Here is a 19,625-nt window from a genome sequence, read left to right on the forward strand (position 1 = left end):
TATCCCACCGATTCCTTGTTTCATTTTATGACGTGAATGCACGTAAGATTGTTTCTAATTTCATACCGCGAGAGCCTTTTAGTAAAACGATAGCCTCCTCGTTAGCTTGCTGTAGTTTTTCGATAATTGGCGTATAATCATCCTCAACATATAGCAAATGTTCCTCATCAAAACGCTCTTTTAAGACTTCATTTAAATAAGCCATTCTTGGGCCAAATAAACATACATAAGCAATTTCTTCTGCATGAATATCCTTCGATAAATCTTCATGGAAATGTTTTTCATTTGGGCCAAGTTCAAGCATATCACCTAACACAAGCCATTTTTCTGGGCGGATCGTTGTCGATGCTACAAATTGAATAGCCGCCTTCATAGAGGTTGGTGCAGCATTGTATGCATCATTAATAAACAATGCCCCGTTTGATCCATTCACTTGTTGCATGCGCATATCCGTTAGAGCTACTTGTTTTAAGGATGCACGAATTTGGTCATCGTTTAAACCTAACTTTTGAGAAATTAACATAGCGACTAATGTATTTTTCACCTGGTGCTTCCCGAGAACGGAAATAAAGAAATCTCCTTCAATCACACCATGTGTAGAGAAGCCACTACCATCAGAAGTTGCTTCAATATTGTCTGCATACAATAGATTGTCATGCTCTAAGCCAAATGCCACTGCATTTAACTGCTGCTCTTTTGCAACTAGCTCCTGAAGCAGCGGTTCATCTCCATCATAAAATAGCACGCCATCCGGTTGCATTCCTTGAATTATTTCAAACTTGGCTTTAGCGATTCCGGCACGTGAGCCTAAATCTTGCATATGAGCCTCGCCAATGTTTGTAATCACCGTCATATGTGGACGAGCAAGTTTCGTTAAAAATTCTATTTCACCAAAACCACTCATACCCATTTCAAGCACAGCAACGTCCGTATCTTCATCTAGCTGTAAAACCGTAATAGGTAAACCTAGTTCATTATTAAAATTCCCAATGGTCTTTTGTACTTTAAAAAATGGTGTTAGCGTTCCCGCTAAAATATCTTTTGTTGATGTTTTACCGTTTGAACCAGTAATGCCAATAAATTTCGCTTTATGCTCACTACGATAGGCACGAGCCATTTGCTGAAGCGCCACTTCTGGATCATCTACAAAGAGTAATGGTACACCTTGAGGTGGATTCGGTTCATCTTTCTGCCAAAGAGAAGCACCTGCTCCTTTTTCAATAGCCTGCTGAACGAATTTATGACCATTGGCCGTCTCACCACGAAATGGTACAAACAGGTCCCCTTGTTGAATTGTACGTGTATCAATGGAAATTCCTGATACTACCGAGTCACCAAAAGCTGGTACATCCTCATTTAACCATGTAGCTAACTGCTTTAATGTTTTTTTCACAATAATCCCACTCAGTCTTTTTTATAGTGAAGCTGTTGTTTTTCTTCAAAACGCTCAATTGCTAGTGTAATCAGACGATTAATCAGCTCTGGGTAGCTTACATTTGTATGTTGCCATAGAAGAGGATACATGCTAACAGGTGTAAAACCTGGCATTGTATTCACTTCGTTAATATAAATGCTGTTATCGGCTGTCACAAAAAAGTCCGCACGAACTAAACCGCTTCCATCAATAGCTTTGAACGCACGCTTTGCAAGCTCCTGTAAGCTTGATACAGTATCTTTAGGAACCTCTGCTGGAATAATAAGGGCTGTCGAGCCATCTTTATATTTAGAATCATAATCATAAAATTCAGTTACTGGTTTGATTTCACCAGGTACAGAAACTTCCGGGAAGTCATTTCCTAGCACAGCTAGTTCAATTTCACGAGCAACAATACCTTGCTCAATTACAATTTTACGATCATACTGTAAAGCTATTTCGATAGCCTTCACTAATTCATCGCGGTTTGTTGCCCTGTTAATTCCGACACTTGATCCCAAGTTTGCAGGTTTCACAAACATCGGCCAAGCCAACTTTTCTTCACAACGAGCAAGGATAGCCTCCTGTTCATTAGCCCATTCGCTACGAATGAAGTACGTATACGGTACTTGTGGTAAGCCGGCAATTTCAAATAATTGCTTCATGATTACTTTATCCATGCCTGTCGCTGATGCTAACACACCGTTTCCTACATACGGCAAATTTAGAACCTCAAGTAAACCTTGAACAGTTCCATCTTCACCATTAGTACCGTGAAGTAATGGGAAAATTACATCGAATTGTACAGTTTTACCATCTTTATCCATTAAAAAATTTGTAATATTATTTTCTAATATAGTGTTATCATCACCAAATTGTAATTCTTCAATTGTACTTGCAGGTTTTTTTAGACGCTCACCGCGGCGCCATTCTCCTTCAAGGGTAATGAAAATCGGATATACTTCATACTCCTCGAAATTCAAAGCTCCAGTGACTGCACGTGCTGTCGATAATGACACCTCATGCTCCGCTGACTTTCCACCGTATAATAAACCGATTCTTTTTTTCATTTTTGTGCCCTCCGCATACTTCTTGAGTACTATTAGTTTATCATGAAACGTCTTGACAAATGACATCAATTTCGACTTGCCGTAATTGTAGCTGTCGCTGCATAAAACATTTGTAGCTGTCGCTTTGCTTTCGCTACATAAAGCATTTGTAGCTAACTCTTTACTTTCGTTACAAACATTAAAACAATTACTGAATGACGATAAAAATCTCACCGTAATTTTGACGGTGAGATTTAGTGTATATTCATTCTACGTACAAATGAATAGATCAATTATGCCTAGGCATAATTGCGTCAGGAATCAGCTTCGTGCTTAGGCCTGCACGATGCAGGTCAGTTAGCCGTTATCGCATGGATGCGATGATTTTAGGCTAACATCCTTTATTGAACTCCCTTCTGATTCCGTGACATCCGCCGGAGGCTTTAGGCCAACAGATGTTTTTTGCGCGAAAGCGTAGTGCTAACGTAGCGTCAGCAGCACCGATGTTGGTCACTCAGTCGTTGCCACAGGATGTGGCGTTCTTAGACTGAGTTCCTCTATTTCAGCGGGTGTTTGGATACCCGCTGAAAGAAGTTAAATAATATAAATCAATTCATCGTGCTCATTTTTCAAAATTGTATTTTTTAAATCATCCCACACCTCATCAGGGAAGGAATACTCTGACAGATTGCGAATTTCGAGACCGTAAGCTACTTTAGGCTTTTCAATTCGATACAATGATAACAGTGCCCCATCTTTAGCAAATGAACGATAGGCACGCAAAAATTCCGGTGAAATAGCAGGAATACTCGATTTCGCCTTCCTTCGCCAAAAACCAGTGCTACGTTCCTTTTCACGAATCAAACTGTTCAAAACATTAGCTATGAGTAAATCTGAATCGCTTAAATGGCGAAAATAAATTTTAGTCATTTTCTCTAAATCTGAAGAATAGTAGACAAATCGATTTTGTAATTTATTAAAAAATGGCGAAGTAATCGGTTCCTTTTTATGACTTATGTAAAGTAATTCCCCTTGTTCCATCGGTGTTAGTTGGTCTAGCCTCTTCTCATCCATAAAGTCTATCCAACACAATTCTTTGGATTCGGTAGATTTTTTTACAAACTGAGGTACTTCCTCTTCTGGTATATAATCCAACTGTGTATGCATATTAAAGGAACCATCTTCATAGGAATGTTTCAATAACAGTAAGTGATGAAGTGGTTCAAGTGCAGCCACAAATTGCGAGAATTTAAGCCCGCTAAAAACAACAAATTTATCGACCTCATTCATATGAACATAAATATGAAACATAAAATCTTCAGCTGACTTCAATTTTTTACCCACAACCATCACCCCATTCTTCACTACATTATAAAACTAAACAGGAATTTTTGAAACATTTAATGCTAATAATCGTCATAACAATATTCACAGGCGTAAAAGTGTTTTTTACGTTATAATATGAATGTTAAAGATGCTATTGCATATATGTTTTTTAACTACTCGGAATGAGCACATTTAGAAAGAATATAATTCTATTCATTTCTTACAAATATCTGAGAGGATTCTAAATCAAAAGCAAGTATTGAGCCCCCTTGTTCACACGCTCACTTCGGTTTGATATTTGCCTCTTGAGGATGCACTTTTTAAATATATTTGGTAGTATATTGAATTGGAATTAATTTAAATCAAATTTACTCATTAAGAGATACTATTTTAATATAGGTGGCTTGTATGGAAAATAAACGAAATTTCGCGAATCGTTTTGACTGGACGCTCGCTTTTATACTTTTAACCTTCCTAGTCATAAGTTTGTTAGCCATTGCGTCGGCTCAAACATCAGGTCAGTATGGTGTTAACTATGTTCCTTTACAATTGCGATGGTACGTCATTTGCTCAGTAATTATTGGAATAGTTATGTTTTTTGAACCTGACCAATATAAAAAAATGTCTTGGTATATGTACGGGGCAGGCATCGTATTATTAGTACTACTTATCTTCATGCCAGAAGGAACAGGACAAATCGGTGCAAAAATTAATGGTGCAAAAAGCTGGTATCATACACCTCTTGGAAATATTCAACCTTCTGAGTTTATGAAAACCTTTTACATTTTAGCACTTGCTCGACTTATTAGTAAGCACAACGAAGTCTATTCTTTTAGATCATTAAAAACAGACTTTATATTGTTAGGTAAAATCGGTGTTACACTGTTACTACCTTTAGCTCTTATTATGCAGCAACCTGACCTCGGTTCAGCATTGGTATTCTTTGCCATTACAGCTGCCGTTGTCATTGTAGCAGGTATATCGTGGAAAATTATTTTACCAACTTTTCTAGGTGGCGCTATAGTAGGTGGTTCTCTTGTATGGATGGCACTCTATATGCAGGGTTTTTTAGAGAAAACATTCGGCTTTAAACCATATCAATTTGCTCGAATCTATTCTTGGTTAGATCCATATTCATATTCTTCTAGTGATGGATACCATTTAATTACTTCCCTAAACGCCATTGGTTCAGGTGAAATTTTCGGTAAAGGTTTCCGTAGTCGTGAAGTTTACGTTGCCGAAAATCATACCGATTTTATTTTTACAGTTATCGGAGAAGAATGGGGTTTTATTGGTGCTAGTATCGTTATTTGTATTTTCTTTTTATTAATCTATCATTTAACAAAAACTACACTATTATTGAAAGATCCATACTCAACATATGTATGTGCTGGTATTATTGCAATGATTACATTCCACGTATTTGAAAATATCGGTATGACTATTCAGTTATTACCTATTACCGGTATTCCCCTACCGTTTATCAGTTATGGAGGAAGTTCATTGATGGGGAACGCTCTAGCCCTCGGTCTTGTTTTCAGTATGCGTTTCCACTACCGTACTTACATGTTTACCACTCATGATGATGATGATTAATTATGGACATAAAAAATGGGTAGTCTCAATTACAGAGACTACCCATTCTTATTTGTAAAACGAGTTAAGCTTGAACTTGCGGTGTTTGCGTTGGTGGTGTGAGCACTTTTAAAAGTTCAAGTCGAGACTTTGTTACAGTGGCTTTTACACCCAACTTAGATAAATTCGAAACAATCTTTTTCAAATCTACTTCTTTTTTCATACATTCCACCTCAATCTTTCCTCGAATTTATATAACGTTTTATTTCCAAAAAAGTTTCGTTTTTGCAAGCGTATGATGTCTGACGAGTTAATCTCTTTCTATCATACCATTTAACTTCGCTTTAAAATTTTTCATTTTTGTTACAATGTAAATTTTTCCTTAACATACTATTTACCATCTCATCATCAAAGCGTGAAGTTGATTTCCGTTCCGGCTGGGCGCTTTGTGCTGACGCTCCAGTCTCCACTCCAATCAACTATAACGTGTTAATAAATGTCATTCCTATAAACTTATTTACCATTAAACAGCAAAAGTTAAACATAAAAAATTAAAATACTGACATACCCTCTAGTAGTATACCCCAGAGATAAATTAATACACTATGCGACAATCGATACAAAAAATTAAAAATGGAGTGAGTCCATTTAGTTACTTTAAACTCGTTATTAAATTTTTAGTATCAATATAATTCATTGTTAACAGTCTGCAGTTTTTTATACATTGTTTTAACCTCTTTTCTCTACTGCATTGTCCCCGGGAAGTCTCCAAGCATTAACGTTTTAGCAAATGTCATCCCCTACTTTTAGTAATAAGCCATTAAACATAAATTGTTTTGACTTCCGCTTTCTTGTAATAACAATAACAAGAGAGGTAGAATATACATACTAAAATATCGTATGAAAGCAGGGTACTATATGAAAAAGGCAATTTTATTATTAATGTCTGTTCAATTCCTCGTCTACCTAGGATTTGGAATTATTATACCGGTCTTACCCGAGGTTGTAGTTCAGCAAAATTGGGATGAACTACACGTAGGTGGCCTACTTACAGTGTACTCGCTTGCAAGTTTTTTCACTGCACCATTTTGGGGTATGCTGTCCGATAAGGTAGGTCGTAAGCGACTTATATTAATAGGCCTAGTTGGTTTTAGCTTAAGTTTTGTTATTTTCTCTTTATTTATTGATAATTTAGCAATGTTGTACTTCTCACGTGTTGTGGGTGGTTTATTCTCAGGTGCACTATACACATCTGTGACAGGCTTTGTAGGAGATATGTCAAGTGAGGAGGATCGCAATAAATATATGGGTTTCATGGGTATGTCCATCGGGCTCGGTTTTATTTTTGGTCCTGCAATTGGCGGTATGCTCGGACACTATAGCCTGCAACTACCATTTATCGCTTCTGCAACACTAATTGCACTATTATTTATTTATGCAAGTTTCGTTTTAAAAGAACCTACAAAACGAAAAGATACAAATAAACGTGCCATTGTGCCAAAGGGTGCGGCCAAAATGTTGCAGTACCGTGTGCGATATTTATTTATGTTCTCATTTTTAGTGACTTTTATGCTGGCTGGAGTAGAAGCAACGTTCCAGTTATTCCAAATTGATCGAATTCAAATTACACCGTTACAAATTGGTTATTTGTTTATGTTTAGTGGCTTTGTAGATGCAGCTATTCAAGGCGGTGTTGTTAGACGTATTAAAAATGGAAGCGAGACAACTTGGTTAATAGGTGCACAAATTGTCACAGCTATGGGTATGCTTTTATTCACTTTAACAGCTAACTTATTTATGGCAGGCTTTGCCCTTTGTGTTTTCACAGCAGGAAATGCGCTCGCAAGAACATGCGTCGTATCTCTTTCAACTAAAGAATCTGGTGGTCAATACGGGACTGCTGCAGGTCTTTCCTATTCAATGGATAACCTAGGACGCATTCTAGGTCCACTATTCTTCACTTGGCTATTTACAATGCAATCTAGTTTAGGCTATTATACTTCAGCAGCAATAGCCGTCGTTTCAATAAGTTTAATATTTATTTTTAAAGCATCAAATAAATCTTTACGACTTGAATAATTTGTTGATAAAAAGCCGTAACTTAATAGTAATTCGAAGTTTATAGAACACAACAAGGGATATTGGATCCATCAATTATGCCTCATCTGGAATCGGCTTTGTGCTTACGCAAAGAACTCCTTTCCGATTTCCGTGACATCCACCGGAGGCTTTGGGCCAACAAATGTATTTTGCGCGAAAGCGTAGTGACAGCAAAAGGGTTTTATCTGTGCAAAAGCGAAGCGGCAGCGGCAAGATGTTGGTCACTCAGTCGTTACCACAGGACGTGGCGTTCTTAGACTAAGTTCCTCTATTTCAGCGGATGATTTGGACACCTGTTGAAAAGTGACTTAAAACCGCATTCATTTACCACCTATAGAGGTGGGAGACTTCTGTACCTGACGCTACGCTTTCGGTACAAAAGACATTTGCCGAAAGAATGTAAAGCAGAATATCGGAGGGCCCCGCATGAACAAAACAACAAATCTTTTTCTTCCAAAAGAGCTAGAATCGTTTCGTTTTGAAATTGAAGATACACTACTTTCAGCAATGATTATCACACCATATAAACGATCAACTACGTTAACGGAAAGTAAATTTGCTGGGGAACCTTACTTACCCTATTCCCAAACATATCCGAAAGATATTACAGGTGAGCCTATGCGGCTATTAGCTCAAATTAACTTTGCAGAAATGCCACCACTAAAGGATTTCCCATCTCAGGGTATTTTGCAATTTTTTATTTCATCTAATATTTTCGTGAATGTTGATCATTATCACGAGGATATTTTCCAGCAATTTTATAAAATACGTTTTTATCCTACTGTAAATTTTGAAGCGACAGTCCCTAAACAGGAGTTTTTAGTACAAACAGCAGATGACAGGTTCCCTATTCACCAGGAGTTAGCATTACAATTCCAACCTATCCAAGAACCTGTATCTGCTTTAGATTATCGCGCGATACATTGTTTACCAAACTTAATACCTTCATCACAAGATGTTGATTTACGAGAAATTTATCTACAGCACTTCTTAGGGGCTGGAGCTAAAATCGGTGGTTATGCCTATTTTTTAGAGGAAGATATCCGTCACGAATCGCAGCTTCTTAAACGATATGATGTATTGCTACTCCAAATTGACTCTAATGATGAAATTGGTATAATGTGGGCAGATAGTGGAGTTGGGAAGTTTTTCATTAACAGAGAAAAGCTTCTTAAAAGGGATTTTTCTGATATTTTATTTCAATGGGAGCATTATTGATCCTTATTCGACAAATGTAGCGGTCGCTTACAACAATTACGAAAGGCGAAATTGATTTTGGATTACCTCGTTAGTTTCGGAGGTAATCCTTTTCCATGCGTACTAACAAATTTCGTATCTTCTTTCCACATATAAAGTAAGCTATACTAGATATATTGTGAAAAATGTAGAAAAGGCAGGTGTAGGAATGAGTATTTTTACAGACTTTGGATTTCTAGTATCTTTCATTATGTTTATCAATATTTTAGCAGCAATGGTCATAATTTTTTTAGAGCGTAAAGATGCCACTTCTACATGGGCATGGATTCTCGTACTATTTTTCATTCCATTAGGTGGGTTTATTTTATACTTGCTATTCGGACGACAATTACGGAGAAAGCATTTATTCCGTTGGGAAGGAAGCAAGGATATTGGTATCGATAACCTCATTAGTTATCAGACAGAAGCGATCCGAAACGACACATTCGAGTTTCGTATAGAAAATGCGGAAAATTATAAAGAAATGATTTATATGCATCTTAAAACAAATAATGCAGTTTTAACGCAGGACAACCACATTGATATTTTTGATGATGGTGCAAATAAATTTGAGCAACTTCTGAAAGATATTGAGGTAGCAAAAGATCATATTCACATTCAATATTATATTTTCCGTCTAGATGACTTAGGTACATGCATTATTGATAAACTTATAAAAAAAGCAAAGCAAGGGATTAAGGTAAGAATCTTATATGATGAAATGGGCTCACGCAACATTAAAAAGCGCCATTTCAAGGAATTGCTTAATGCAGGCGGTGAAATCGAAGTATTTTTCCCATCTATTTTTCCACTTATAAACCCTCGTTTAAATTTTAGAAATCACCGAAAAATTGTTGTGATTGATGGCCGGATTGGTTATATCGGGGGCTTTAATGTCGGGGATGAGTACCTTGGTCTACAAAAGAAATTTGGCTATTGGCGAGATACACATTTACGTATTGAAGGTAGTGCGGTACATCCATTACAAACACGCTTTTTACTTGATTGGAATCAAGCTTGCGCACAACAGAAAATGGGTTATTCGGACCGTTACTTCCCTGCTATTCCAAAAAAAGGTGATGTAGGCTTACAAATCGTGTCTAGCGGCCCTGACTCTGAATGGGAACAAATTAAAATTGGTTATTTAAAGCTTATTAATATGGCGAAAAAATATATATATATCCAAACGCCATATTTCATACCCGATGTTAGTTTTTTAGAAGCTATTAAAATTGCGACGCTTTCAGGTATAGATGTAAGGATCATGATTCCGAATAAGCCTGATCATATGTTTGTTTATTGGGCTACATACTCATACGTAGGACAATTATTGCGTGCAGGAGCAAAAGTTTATATTTATGAAAAGGGCTTTATTCATGCTAAAGCAATTATTATTGACGATGAAGCATCTACAGTCGGAACTGCAAACCTTGACGTACGAAGTTTCAGTTTAAATTTTGAAGTTAATGCATTTATCTATGACTCAACGATTTCACATCAGCTTGCTGAGCTGTTTGAAAAGGATATTTTTGATTGTACTGAATTAACTTGGGAAATGTACAAAAATCGTTCTACACTGATTAAATTTAAAGAATCAGTTTCACGTTTATTAACACCTATCTTGTAGAATGTAGAAAAGGAAGAGAGCTAGTTCATTAATGATGAACAACTCTCTTCCCTTTTTTATTTCACACCTAAATATTCTTCTAGCGTAATATTTTGTTTTTTAATGTCTTTTGCTATGTCTACACCAACATAACGATAGTGCCATGACTCATACATATAACCTGTGATGTCTTCTTTATTTTGGGGGAATCGTAAAATAAAGCCGTAATCTTGAGCATGCGTAAATAACCATTGTCCAGCTGGTGTTTCACCGAATTCTTCAGTTAACCATAAACTATCTTTGCCGCTTTCCCCTATATCAAAGGCCAAACCTGTTTGATGTTCTGAATAACCCGGTCGAGCACTATAGCGATCAGCAGCAGCTTGCCCATCACGTTTAGCATAGTTATTATATAATGTTGTTTGATATTCAAAAGATCGATAGCCACTAAATGCAACTAAATCAAAACCTTGTTGTTTTGCTGCAGCAAACATTTTGTTTAGAGCTTGACGTGCCTCAGGATTTTCTTCAGGCGCAAAGGTAGATGGTAGCGGATATATTTTATTCGCTAATAAAATCCCCTTAATATATGTCGGCTCGGTTGGTAATGTTTGATTTGGTACATAGCCATTTTCATCTGTCTTCTGCTCTGGCTTCACAGGATTATCTGTTGTTTTTTTCGGCTCTTCTTTTGCAGGTGCATCTTTTTTAGTTGGTTCTGCTGTTTGTTGTTCTTCTTCATCTGATGCATTACTTACCTGTTTATTTTTATAGTTATACACTACGAAAATAGAGACAATAAGCGCCACTGAGATTACAGCACCAAGGATGAGTGGTAAACGTTTCTTTTTCACTATTTTTTACCCCTTTTAAAGTTATCCAGTACTACATAGTAAGGATCCTCTTTCAAAGAATTTAGAAAGAACAGTCCTAGTAAGTACCGATACTATTTTGTACTATATTGGTTCATCACCCAAAGTTATGGATACTTTTGTTAAAACGTCTACTATGTGAATAAGTTGATTGGAGTGGAGACTGGGCGACTCCTTGGGGATTAGCGTCACAAATGAGACCCTGGAGCGAGCACATAGAGGAACTAAGGCTAAAAGCCACTTCCTGTGATAACGCCTTCGTGATCAACATCCTGTGGCCCCAAGCGGCTCATCGGACGCCCCAGGAAGCTTTGCTCTGTGCGAAAGCGAAGTGACAGCAACAAATGTTTTATCTGTGCGAAAGCGAAGTGACAGCAACAAATGTTTTATCTGTGCGAAAGCGAAGTGACAGCAACAAATGTTTTATCTGCGCGAAAGCGAAGCGTCAGCGACAAAGCGCCCAGTCGGAACGGAAATCAACCACACGTTTTGGTGATGATCCACTATATTGGTATAGTCTCATTTTAGCACTGTTCACAATTTAGGGTGTAGATTTTCACCAATGATTTTAAAATTAATCTGTTAGTCTGTGAGAATAATAATAAGCACTACTATAGAAGCAATTGAGAAAAAGATTGCCATGTACTTCATCCATTTTGCCTCTTTTACATAACCTTGTTCTTTAAAACTTTTTGCCCTAAAACCATTCGATACGGCAAACATAATAGTCATTGCCAATACTGCAAAATTAAAATTACCCATGATAATAAATACGATAGCCGCAATACTAAAAATCGCGACGAGAATAGATGATAGCAACTTTATGTTCATCTTGCTGTCCTCCTAAAAAAATCGAGGCTACATAGGCGCCTCGACAAAAATTATTTTATTAGTTTACTTTTTCCGGATGCTCCGAATAAAATTTTCGACCGATATATGTTTGAATAATCAACAACGCACCGCTGACTGACCAGTAAAGTGGTAGGGCTGCCATAGATGTCATCGAGATAAAGACAATCATAATTGGTGAAATATAAATAAACATTTTCATTTGTGCTTTTTGTTGCTCTGGTACTGTCCATAATGATACACGTGCTTGAACTAAATATACAAGACCCGCGACAATTGTCATAGCGATATCAGGTGAACCTAAGCTAAACCATAAAAATTCGTGTGCTTTCACGTCTGTAGAATATAAAATGGAGAAATAAAGACCCATGATAATTGGCATTTGAATTAACATTGGTAAACAGCCCATGTTAAGTGGATTGATACCATGTTTTTGATATAATGCCATCATTTCTTGTTGATACTTCGTTTGCTCTTCTTTTGTCTTTGCTTCCTTCATCTTTTTCTGAACAGCTTCCATTTCAGGCTTAAACGCATCCATTTTCATTTTCATCTTTTGCTGCGAACGGTAATTTTTTAACATAATCGGCATTAAGACTAAACGAATAAGAACTGTAATAGCAATGATTGCTAAACCATAGCTACCTGAAAACATAGTGTTACCGAAAAATTCTAATAAAAATTCCATTGGTTTTACAAAGATACTATAGAAAAAACCTTCTTTGTTTTGCACAGCTTGACAGCCACTAAGAACAAAAACGGCGAGTCCAAGCATTGAAAATAGCTTCAAATTTTTCATTTTTCCACCTACTATTATTTATCAACTAAAATGAAGTATACATTATCTGGCCTATCTTTATCAAATAGCAAGTGCTACTAATTCCATAACATAAAAAAGATGCGAGCTTTAGCATCGCTAATGTGTCCGCATCTATTTATTAATCTTATTTATAACCCTTTGTGAATAATACTAGATATACTTCTAGCTTTAGACGTTTTGAAACTCTGATTCCGCCATCTCAAAACGATAAAACTCGTGATGTAGTTCATCTCGGAAATGTTTGGGCGTTACCCCAGTATATTTTTTAAAGATGCGGGTAAAATAACTTTGGTTACAGAAATGGAATTGATCTGAAATAGAAGTAATACTTTTATTAGTGTGTCTAAGATAGTACTGTGACTCTTCTACTCGACGAACATTTAGATATTCAACTAGTGTAATACCAACATGTTCTCTAAAAATACGCGATAAGTGACTAGTACTAATATGGAAGTTATTTGCGATGCTTTCCACTGTTAAGTCATTTTCCAATTCATCATTTATATACATAATTACTTTATTAACTGTCTGGTGACGGAAAGTCGGTTGCTTGCGATCTGCAATAAAATAGACAAAGAAATCGATTAAATCATCAGCAAATTGTAAAAATTCTGCGTCTTTCATTTGATTTTCGATCATATCATTACAAGCAATGTTAAAAGCAAATGCTTTCTTCGAAGGAACTTGATTGTCTAGCAATTTACGAGCAACAATTGACGACAAAACAGAAAAATAACTTCGAACAATTTTAATGACTTGTTTGCCAAAACGTATTGAAAGAATATCAATTAATTCATGCAAAGATTTTTTAGCCTTTGCCGATTCTAAATGGTAAATTTCAAATATTAATTTCGACTCAATATTAAAAAATTCTTCTATACCGATGTATTGATTAATACTATCGATTTCTTGAAAGTATCTTTTGGATATCGTTTCTGATATAGAATGTTGATGTAGTTGCATAATCTTCCCCATCTTTCTTCAGATTGCACGAGTTGCTTTTACATTTTTTGACACATATCTATTTCATATAAGAAAATAGTATTTCCTTAATAATTGTATGAATTGAGTCATATTTCACAATTATATAATTGAATATAACTTAAAAATAACCCAACTAAACCACTAGTTACAAAAAAAAATAGACTATACAGTGAATTTTACCATATTCTGCGATTTCCTTTCAACCACATTTTGTCTCTTGCACTAGTTCTAATTTATCATATATACATAGTAGAAACCTCGTAAACTTATTTACCTACATTTAGATTTTACCATATACATACCAAAATGAATTAGTAATTATTTAAAATTTGTTACAAATTATGTAATGGATTTTACAACTTTATATTTCATCAATCGACATTTCTCTTTTTTATTCCGAAATCTTCTCTATATAATTTATACGAATATGTAGTAAAATAGATGATAATACTATTTTTAAAAGTTTAGACGAGGTGTTAAAATTGGAACCAAAACAAATAGAAGAAATTATGGAGATTATTAAGGAATTCTTCCCTGAGAATACTTCCATTGCAATTTCCGATACAAACGAGTACTTGTACTACCAACCGAGCAAAAAAGTTGATTTAAAAATCAAACCTGGCGACCCAATTAAAGAAGGTTCTGCAGCTCATAAAGCGTTAAACTACGGACAAAAGATTAGCTCTTACATTGAGCCTGATGTATTTGGAGTAGCATATTACGGCATGAGTATTCCTTTAATGGAGGAAGGTGAAACTAAGGGTGCTATCACTGCGATCTTCCCACAAAAGCCGTCAGCATTTTTAACGAACTACATTACAATCAAAATTGACGATTGTTGGTACCCAATCAAGCATGACCAGGTTATTTATCTTGAAACACAGCTCCGAAAAACATTTGTTAAAACAATGAGTCGTGAAGGATATCACCGCTTAAACCTAAGTGATCTTGAGCTATTTTTAGCCCCTGACTCATTTATACGTTGTCACCGCTCTTATATCGTTAACATTGACTACATTGATGAAATTCAACCAGATTCACATTCAACGTTTTTATTAATCATGAAAGACGGTACCCGTATTCCTGTTAGCCAACGCTATGCAAGTTACTTCCGTCGTTCTTTAGGTTTCTAATTTTGTAAAGTACAGCGAGCAATTTTAATTGTTCGCTGTACTTTTTTCTTACTGCACATCACCAACAGTTTAGGATGACACGTTAAAGCTCATCAGACGCACCCAGGAAGCTCTGCTCTGCGCGAAAGCGAAGCGTCAGCGGCAAATGTTTTCTGTAGCGAAAGCAAAGCGGCAGCTACAATTGTTTTATCTGTGCGAAAGCGAAGCGTCAGCAACAAAGCGCACAGTTGGAACGAAAATCACCCCCCAGTATGTTATTTAATCTTTTATTTTTAGAAAATTTCCTTTGTAGCTCTACATTAAAACGTTTTCTCTGTCGAAAATTCGTTTTTATGCTCATTTTTCCTCTTTTTACTCAATTTAATGCTATTTCTAAAGTTTTTGTGACAATTTGGTGATAGTATTATTCAAATGGTTGGAGTCATACTACAACTGAATAAACAGAAAATTCTTACACGTTTTTTCTAGTTTTGTAATCGGTTTCCATCAAACTTTTTAGGGGAGGATTTTTTAATGGATGCAAATGTTCAAAAACGCCTAGGCTTAAAAGAACTTGAAAGTAAAATTGTTACTGCTGATGAAGCTGCAGCACTGATTTCTAACGGTGATGTAGTTGGTATGAGTGGATTCACTCGTGCGGGGGACGCAAAAGTTGTTCCTATGGCATTAGTAGAGCGCGCTAAAAACGAAAAATTCAAAATTGATGTATATACAGGGGCTTCTTTAGGACCTGAAGTTGATAATTACTTAGCTGATGCTGGCGTTATTCGCAAACGTGGACCGTTCCAAGGAGATGCTAAGATTCGTAATTTAATTAACTCTGGTGATGTCCTATATGTAGACGCACATCTTTCACATAACGCTGAATTAGTTCGTCAAGGAATTATTGGACCAATTAAATATTTAATCCTTGAAGCTGTTGCTATTACAGAAGATGGATTTATTATCCCAACAAACTCTGTTGGTAACTCACCAATCTTCGCTGAATATGCTGAAAATATTATTGTCGAATTAAATATTTCTCATCCAGAAGCTTTAATTGGTATCCACGATATCTATGTACCAGGTGAGCAAGGTCAACGTGAAGCAATCCCAATGACTGATGCTATGCAACGCATTGGTGACATCGGTATTAAAGTAGATCCAGCTAAAATTAAAGCGATTGTTATTTCTGAAGAGCCAGATGCTCCTTCATTAATCGTTCCGCCAGATGAAGAAACACAAACAATGGCGAACATTTTATTAGATTTCTTCAGCGATGAAATTAAAGCTGGTCGCTTAACAAAACAATTAATGCCATTACAATCTGGTGTAGGTTCTGTTGCAAACGCTGTACTTGACGGCTTCGCAAATTCAGAATTTGAAGATTTAGTTGTTGCTTCTGAAGTACTTCAAGATGCAGTATTCAACTTAATTGATGCTGGTAAAGTTAAATTTGCAGCAGCTACTTCAATTACACTGACTGAAGAATTACAGAAAAAAGTATATGGCAATCTAGAGAAATACGCTGATAAAATTTGCCTACGTCCACAAGAAATTTCTAACCACCCAGAGCTTATCCGTCGTTTGGGTCTAATCTCAATCAACACTGCTCTTGAATTAGATATCTATGGCAACGTAAACTCAACACACGTATCAGGTACTCGTATGATGAACGGTATCGGTGGTTCAGGTGACTTTGCACGTAACGCACGTCTAGGTATTTTCGTTACTAAATCATACGCAAAAGGCGGCGCTATCTCTTCAATCGTGCCAATGGTTTCTCACGTTGACCACACTGAACATGATGTTGATGTAATCGTAACTGAGCAAGGTATTGCTGACTTACGTGGTCTTGCGCCACAAGAGCGTGTACCTTTAATTATCGAAAACTGTGCACACCCAGATTACAAAGAACAACTTTGGGATTACTATAACCGTGCTCTAGAAGCAACTGGTGGCCATCAAACACCTCATATTTTAGAGGAAGCACTTTCTTGGCACGTAAACCTTGGTAAAAACAAAACAATGAAAAAAGAAATTGCTAAAGCTTAATTTCATATTTCAGGAACGCTTCATAAGTTGAAAAACTTATGAGGCGTTCTTTTTTTTCGGGAATGGTATAATCAGTGTTGGACTATCTTACTAAATACATAACTTTCCATCGGAGGAGCAATGAAGAAACTTATCTATTTAATTATATTCTTTTCATTTTTCGACCTATTTACCCAGCTTCCTATCATGAGTACATATGCTGAATCCTTAGGGGCATCAGCCTTCTTTACTGGATTGGCTGTAGGTATGTATTCTCTTTCCAATACATTTGGTAATATTATCTCTGGTTTTTTAACGGATCGTAAGGGACCATTCGTTATTTTAATCCTAGGTCTACTAACAACAGGGCTTTCACTTACACTTTATAATTTAGTAGAAGATCCTATTGTTCTATTGGTAGTCCGCTTTGCACATGGATTAGTTGCGGGCTTAATTGTTCCTGCTGCATTCACATTTTTAGCAAATGCAACTGAACAAGAGAAAAGAGGTAAGGGTAGTGCTATCTCTGGAGCTTTTGTTGGCATTGCCGCAATAATCGGCCCCGCATTTAGTGGCATTTTAGCGAGTCGTACTAGCGTACCATTCGTTTTTAATATAACAGCAAGCTTTATGCTCTTGTTGAGTGTACTCGCCTTCTTTTTACTAAAATCAAAGCAAGTAAAAAGAGAAAAATCTGCGCCAATTACAAACATCCCTATTCATGTACTTTTTACTAATACAGGTACATTAAAAGCCTTCTCAAGTGCATTCTTTTTAATGTTTTCTCAAGGGGTTATTGCCTATCTCCTTCCTCTAAAAGTACAATCTTTAGGCTTTGATTCACGCTTAAGTGGCACTTTGATGAGTACATTCGGAATTATTGCTGTACTCGTATTTATTTTGCCGACTAACCGTATTTTCGATAGGGTGGCACCAATTAAAACATTATCACTAGGTATAAGTTTAATGGGGATCAGTCAATTATTAATTAGTCAGGCGGATTCAAGTACGTTACTTTATATTGCAATGGCCTGCTATGGTATCGGGTTTGGCTTCTTGTTCCCATCAGTCAATTCACTTTTAATCGACTCTACGACTGCTGAAATCCGCGGAAAAGCCTATGGTTATTTTTATGCCTTCTTCTCACTAGGAGTCGTCCTAGGTTCCTCATTGCTCGGATGGCTCTCACTAGGTATTGTCAGCGGCTTTATATTTACTGGAATTGTATTATTAGTATTTGCATTGATCATTATATGTACACAAAAAAGACCTTCTCACGTTGAATGAGAAGGTTTTGTTATTATTTATCTTGTTCCTGAATTTCTCCATTGTAGTAATTGATACCTGTATGTCCCCCACCTTCAGCAACCATTTCGTTTGAAGCTATTTTTGTTGGAGACGTTCCAGCTTCTGTCGCTACTTCAGTCGATATACGCTTTGATATGTCTTTGTGCATCTCCATATTCGTTGTATTCAAATAAGATGCTAATTTAGATTTTGTACTATTAAACATACTTAATGCTTTATCACGATTTTCTTTTTTACTTAAATAAGATGCTGCTACAGCTAACCCCGCAATTACAACACCTGTTCTTTTTCCTTTTGCCATTATAAATCCCTCCCAAAAATATTGAAACTGGCTCTATAATATATCTTTTCCTTATTATTTGAGGACTAAACATAATTTTTATATACGTTACAGCATATATATAAAGAGAGATCATCTATAATCCTTCGTCTACCATATAAACAAAATTCATAGTAAGTCTGTATGTTCCCAGACATAGTTAATCAACCTCCTACTAAATTTCATTGTAGGTATCTATTTTTTGCTTATCACCAAAAATAAGGAATGTTATTTAAAGTACCCAATTGAAATTAAATTAAATCCCATGTTACGGTAAATATTTATGATTACAAAGGACATTTAAAGGGAAATAATGTATTAACACTAATAATTGGAGAGTGATTATCATGAAAGATTTGGACTCAGTATATGATTGGGTAGACATGGCTTCATTAGTAGGTGGAGCAGGCTTCTTAACAGTATTAATTTATAGTATTTTACTGTAAGGAGTAGCATGGATGATTTGCAAAAATCAATTATGACTCAGCATAATTGTTGCTGTTGCTTCGCTTTCGCACATAAAACATTTGTTACTATCGCTTTGCTTTCGCGCAGAAAACATTTGCCGCTGGAAGCTTTAACTTCTTTCAGCGAATGTTTTACAAAAACATTTACTGAAAGAAGTTAAAAGGCAATCCGCTTTCTACCAAGCAGATTGCCTTATTTTTATCCCGCATTAACGGGTAGTAAGTTTCACTTTATTGTTTTACATCATTATAATCATTAGACTTTTCAAATGCTGCAACTACATACGAGCAAACAGCTTCCATTTTATAGCCTTTCTCACGTGCATAAGCTGCAGCATGATCCAGCAATTTTTTTGCCACACCTTGGCCACGGAGCTTATCTGATACATATGTGTGATCCATTACCATTACTTGACCCTTTTGTTGCCATGTAATTTCCGCTAATCTTTCCCCTTCTTGCTCATAGGCAAAAGCAAGCTTATTTTCTGCTAGCTGTTGTAATTGAAATTCCATTTCTCACCACTCCTTTTTTTCATAGTAACACAGCTTTTTTT

At 36.2% G+C, this 19,625-nt stretch carries 17 protein-coding genes; 7 read left to right on the plus strand and 10 right to left on the minus strand.

Annotated features, from left to right (window positions below):
- Positions 1 to 25 precede the first annotated feature (25 nt).
- The 3 genes from ABH966_RS15805 to ABH966_RS15815 all read right to left on the minus strand — a co-directional run bounded on the left by ABH966_RS15805 (position 26) and on the right by ABH966_RS15815 (position 3,813).
- Positions 26 to 1,393 carry a UDP-N-acetylmuramoyl-tripeptide--D-alanyl-D-alanine ligase gene (locus tag ABH966_RS15805; protein ID WP_370079951.1) on the minus strand — a complete coding sequence of 456 codons (1,368 nt, stop codon included), beginning with the start codon at positions 1,391 to 1,393 and terminating at the stop codon, positions 26 to 28.
- Positions 1,394 to 1,404: 11 nt separating this feature from the next.
- Complete coding sequence (locus ABH966_RS15810) at positions 1,405 to 2,484, minus strand: D-alanine--D-alanine ligase (RefSeq protein ID WP_370079953.1); 1,080 nt, start codon at positions 2,482 to 2,484, stop codon at positions 1,405 to 1,407.
- A 573-nt stretch (positions 2,485 to 3,057) separates the two neighbouring features.
- Complete coding sequence (locus ABH966_RS15815; protein ID WP_370079955.1) at positions 3,058 to 3,813, minus strand: hypothetical protein; 756 nt, start codon at positions 3,811 to 3,813, stop codon at positions 3,058 to 3,060.
- A 384-nt stretch (positions 3,814 to 4,197) separates the two neighbouring features.
- Between ABH966_RS15815 and ABH966_RS15820 the strand changes: the two genes are divergently transcribed.
- Positions 4,198 to 5,385, plus strand: coding sequence for an FtsW/RodA/SpoVE family cell cycle protein (locus ABH966_RS15820; RefSeq protein ID WP_370079957.1), 1,188 nt, complete (start codon positions 4,198 to 4,200; stop codon positions 5,383 to 5,385).
- Between the two features lie 64 nt (positions 5,386 to 5,449).
- Here the strand turns inward: ABH966_RS15820 and ABH966_RS15825 are convergent, their stop codons facing one another.
- Positions 5,450 to 5,587 carry an Lmo0850 family protein gene (locus ABH966_RS15825; protein ID WP_370079959.1) on the minus strand — a complete coding sequence of 46 codons (138 nt, stop codon included), beginning with the start codon at positions 5,585 to 5,587 and terminating at the stop codon, positions 5,450 to 5,452.
- A gap of 695 nt (positions 5,588 to 6,282) precedes the next feature.
- On the opposite strand from ABH966_RS15825, the gene ABH966_RS15830 reads away from it, so the two are divergent.
- From ABH966_RS15830 to cls, 3 genes are all read left to right on the plus strand, one after another.
- Positions 6,283 to 7,443 (plus strand): MFS transporter, encoded by a 1,161-nt coding sequence (locus ABH966_RS15830; protein ID WP_370079961.1) that lies wholly within the window; start codon positions 6,283 to 6,285, stop codon positions 7,441 to 7,443.
- 447 nt (positions 7,444 to 7,890) lie between these two features.
- Complete coding sequence (locus ABH966_RS15835; protein ID WP_370079963.1) at positions 7,891 to 8,682, plus strand: YwqG family protein; 792 nt, start codon at positions 7,891 to 7,893, stop codon at positions 8,680 to 8,682.
- Between the two features lie 187 nt (positions 8,683 to 8,869).
- Positions 8,870 to 10,327, plus strand: coding sequence for a cardiolipin synthase (gene cls / locus ABH966_RS15840; RefSeq protein WP_370079965.1), 1,458 nt, complete (start codon positions 8,870 to 8,872; stop codon positions 10,325 to 10,327).
- Positions 10,328 to 10,383: 56 nt separating this feature from the next.
- On the opposite strand, the gene ABH966_RS15845 is transcribed toward cls, so the two are convergent.
- The 4 genes from ABH966_RS15845 to ABH966_RS15860 all read right to left on the minus strand — a co-directional run bounded on the left by ABH966_RS15845 (position 10,384) and on the right by ABH966_RS15860 (position 13,810).
- A complete protein-coding gene (locus tag ABH966_RS15845; RefSeq protein WP_370079967.1) occupies positions 10,384 to 11,160 on the minus strand; it encodes a M15 family metallopeptidase in 777 nt (258 codons plus the stop codon).
- Positions 11,161 to 11,760: 600 nt separating this feature from the next.
- On the minus strand, positions 11,761 to 12,009 hold the full coding sequence (locus ABH966_RS15850) for a hypothetical protein (protein WP_132361600.1): 249 nt from the start codon (positions 12,007 to 12,009) through the stop codon (positions 11,761 to 11,763).
- Between the two features lie 58 nt (positions 12,010 to 12,067).
- On the minus strand, positions 12,068 to 12,826 hold the full coding sequence (yidC, locus tag ABH966_RS15855; protein ID WP_370079969.1) for a membrane protein insertase YidC: 759 nt from the start codon (positions 12,824 to 12,826) through the stop codon (positions 12,068 to 12,070).
- A gap of 189 nt (positions 12,827 to 13,015) precedes the next feature.
- On the minus strand, positions 13,016 to 13,810 hold the full coding sequence (locus tag ABH966_RS15860) for a helix-turn-helix transcriptional regulator (protein WP_370079971.1): 795 nt from the start codon (positions 13,808 to 13,810) through the stop codon (positions 13,016 to 13,018).
- A gap of 503 nt (positions 13,811 to 14,313) precedes the next feature.
- On the opposite strand from ABH966_RS15860, the gene ABH966_RS15865 reads away from it, so the two are divergent.
- The 3 genes from ABH966_RS15865 (at position 14,314) to ABH966_RS15875 (ending at position 18,264) form a co-directional block, all read left to right on the plus strand.
- Positions 14,314 to 14,964, plus strand: a complete 651-nt coding sequence (locus ABH966_RS15865) for a LytTR family DNA-binding domain-containing protein (protein ID WP_132361594.1) — start codon at positions 14,314 to 14,316, stop codon at positions 14,962 to 14,964.
- 513 nt (positions 14,965 to 15,477) lie between these two features.
- Positions 15,478 to 16,998, plus strand: coding sequence for a succinyl-CoA:acetate CoA-transferase ScpC (locus tag ABH966_RS15870; protein ID WP_370079973.1), 1,521 nt, complete (start codon positions 15,478 to 15,480; stop codon positions 16,996 to 16,998).
- Positions 16,999 to 17,118: 120 nt separating this feature from the next.
- Positions 17,119 to 18,264, plus strand: coding sequence for an MFS transporter (locus ABH966_RS15875; protein ID WP_370079975.1), 1,146 nt, complete (start codon positions 17,119 to 17,121; stop codon positions 18,262 to 18,264).
- Positions 18,265 to 18,277: 13 nt separating this feature from the next.
- Here ABH966_RS15875 and ABH966_RS15880 read toward each other — a convergent pair whose 3' ends face one another.
- Together ABH966_RS15880 and ABH966_RS15885 are read right to left on the minus strand one after the other, a co-directional pair.
- Complete coding sequence (locus ABH966_RS15880) at positions 18,278 to 18,586, minus strand: hypothetical protein (RefSeq protein ID WP_370079977.1); 309 nt, start codon at positions 18,584 to 18,586, stop codon at positions 18,278 to 18,280.
- A 716-nt stretch (positions 18,587 to 19,302) separates the two neighbouring features.
- Positions 19,303 to 19,584, minus strand: a complete 282-nt coding sequence (locus ABH966_RS15885; protein ID WP_370079979.1) for a GNAT family N-acetyltransferase — start codon at positions 19,582 to 19,584, stop codon at positions 19,303 to 19,305.
- Positions 19,585 to 19,625: the final 41 nt, after the last annotated feature.

The organism is Lysinibacillus sp. RC46 (assembly GCF_041262385.1).
Classification (GTDB): Bacteria; Bacillota; Bacilli; order Bacillales_A; family Planococcaceae; genus Lysinibacillus.

Coding starts and splice junctions, on each gene's coding strand:
- ABH966_RS15825 (WP_370079959.1), bottom strand. CDS start 5,587: ATGAAAAAAGAAGTAGATTTGAAAAAGATTGTTTCGAATTTATCTAAG.
- ABH966_RS15810 (WP_370079953.1), bottom strand. CDS start 2,484: ATGAAAAAAAGAATCGGTTTATTATACGGTGGAAAGTCAGCGGAGCAT.
- ABH966_RS15850 (WP_132361600.1), bottom strand. CDS start 12,009: ATGAACATAAAGTTGCTATCATCTATTCTCGTCGCGATTTTTAGTATT.
- cls (WP_370079965.1), top strand. CDS start 8,870: ATGAGTATTTTTACAGACTTTGGATTTCTAGTATCTTTCATTATGTTT.
- ABH966_RS15815 (WP_370079955.1), bottom strand. CDS start 3,813: ATGGTTGTGGGTAAAAAATTGAAGTCAGCTGAAGATTTTATGTTTCAT.
- ABH966_RS15880 (WP_370079977.1), bottom strand. CDS start 18,586: ATGGCAAAAGGAAAAAGAACAGGTGTTGTAATTGCGGGGTTAGCTGTA.
- ABH966_RS15885 (WP_370079979.1), bottom strand. CDS start 19,584: ATGGAATTTCAATTACAACAGCTAGCAGAAAATAAGCTTGCTTTTGCC.
- ABH966_RS15830 (WP_370079961.1), top strand. CDS start 6,283: ATGAAAAAGGCAATTTTATTATTAATGTCTGTTCAATTCCTCGTCTAC.
- ABH966_RS15860 (WP_370079971.1), bottom strand. CDS start 13,810: ATGCAACTACATCAACATTCTATATCAGAAACGATATCCAAAAGATAC.
- ABH966_RS15820 (WP_370079957.1), top strand. CDS start 4,198: ATGGAAAATAAACGAAATTTCGCGAATCGTTTTGACTGGACGCTCGCT.
- ABH966_RS15875 (WP_370079975.1), top strand. CDS start 17,119: ATGAAGAAACTTATCTATTTAATTATATTCTTTTCATTTTTCGACCTA.
- ABH966_RS15835 (WP_370079963.1), top strand. CDS start 7,891: ATGAACAAAACAACAAATCTTTTTCTTCCAAAAGAGCTAGAATCGTTT.
- ABH966_RS15870 (WP_370079973.1), top strand. CDS start 15,478: ATGGATGCAAATGTTCAAAAACGCCTAGGCTTAAAAGAACTTGAAAGT.
- yidC (WP_370079969.1), bottom strand. CDS start 12,826: ATGAAAAATTTGAAGCTATTTTCAATGCTTGGACTCGCCGTTTTTGTT.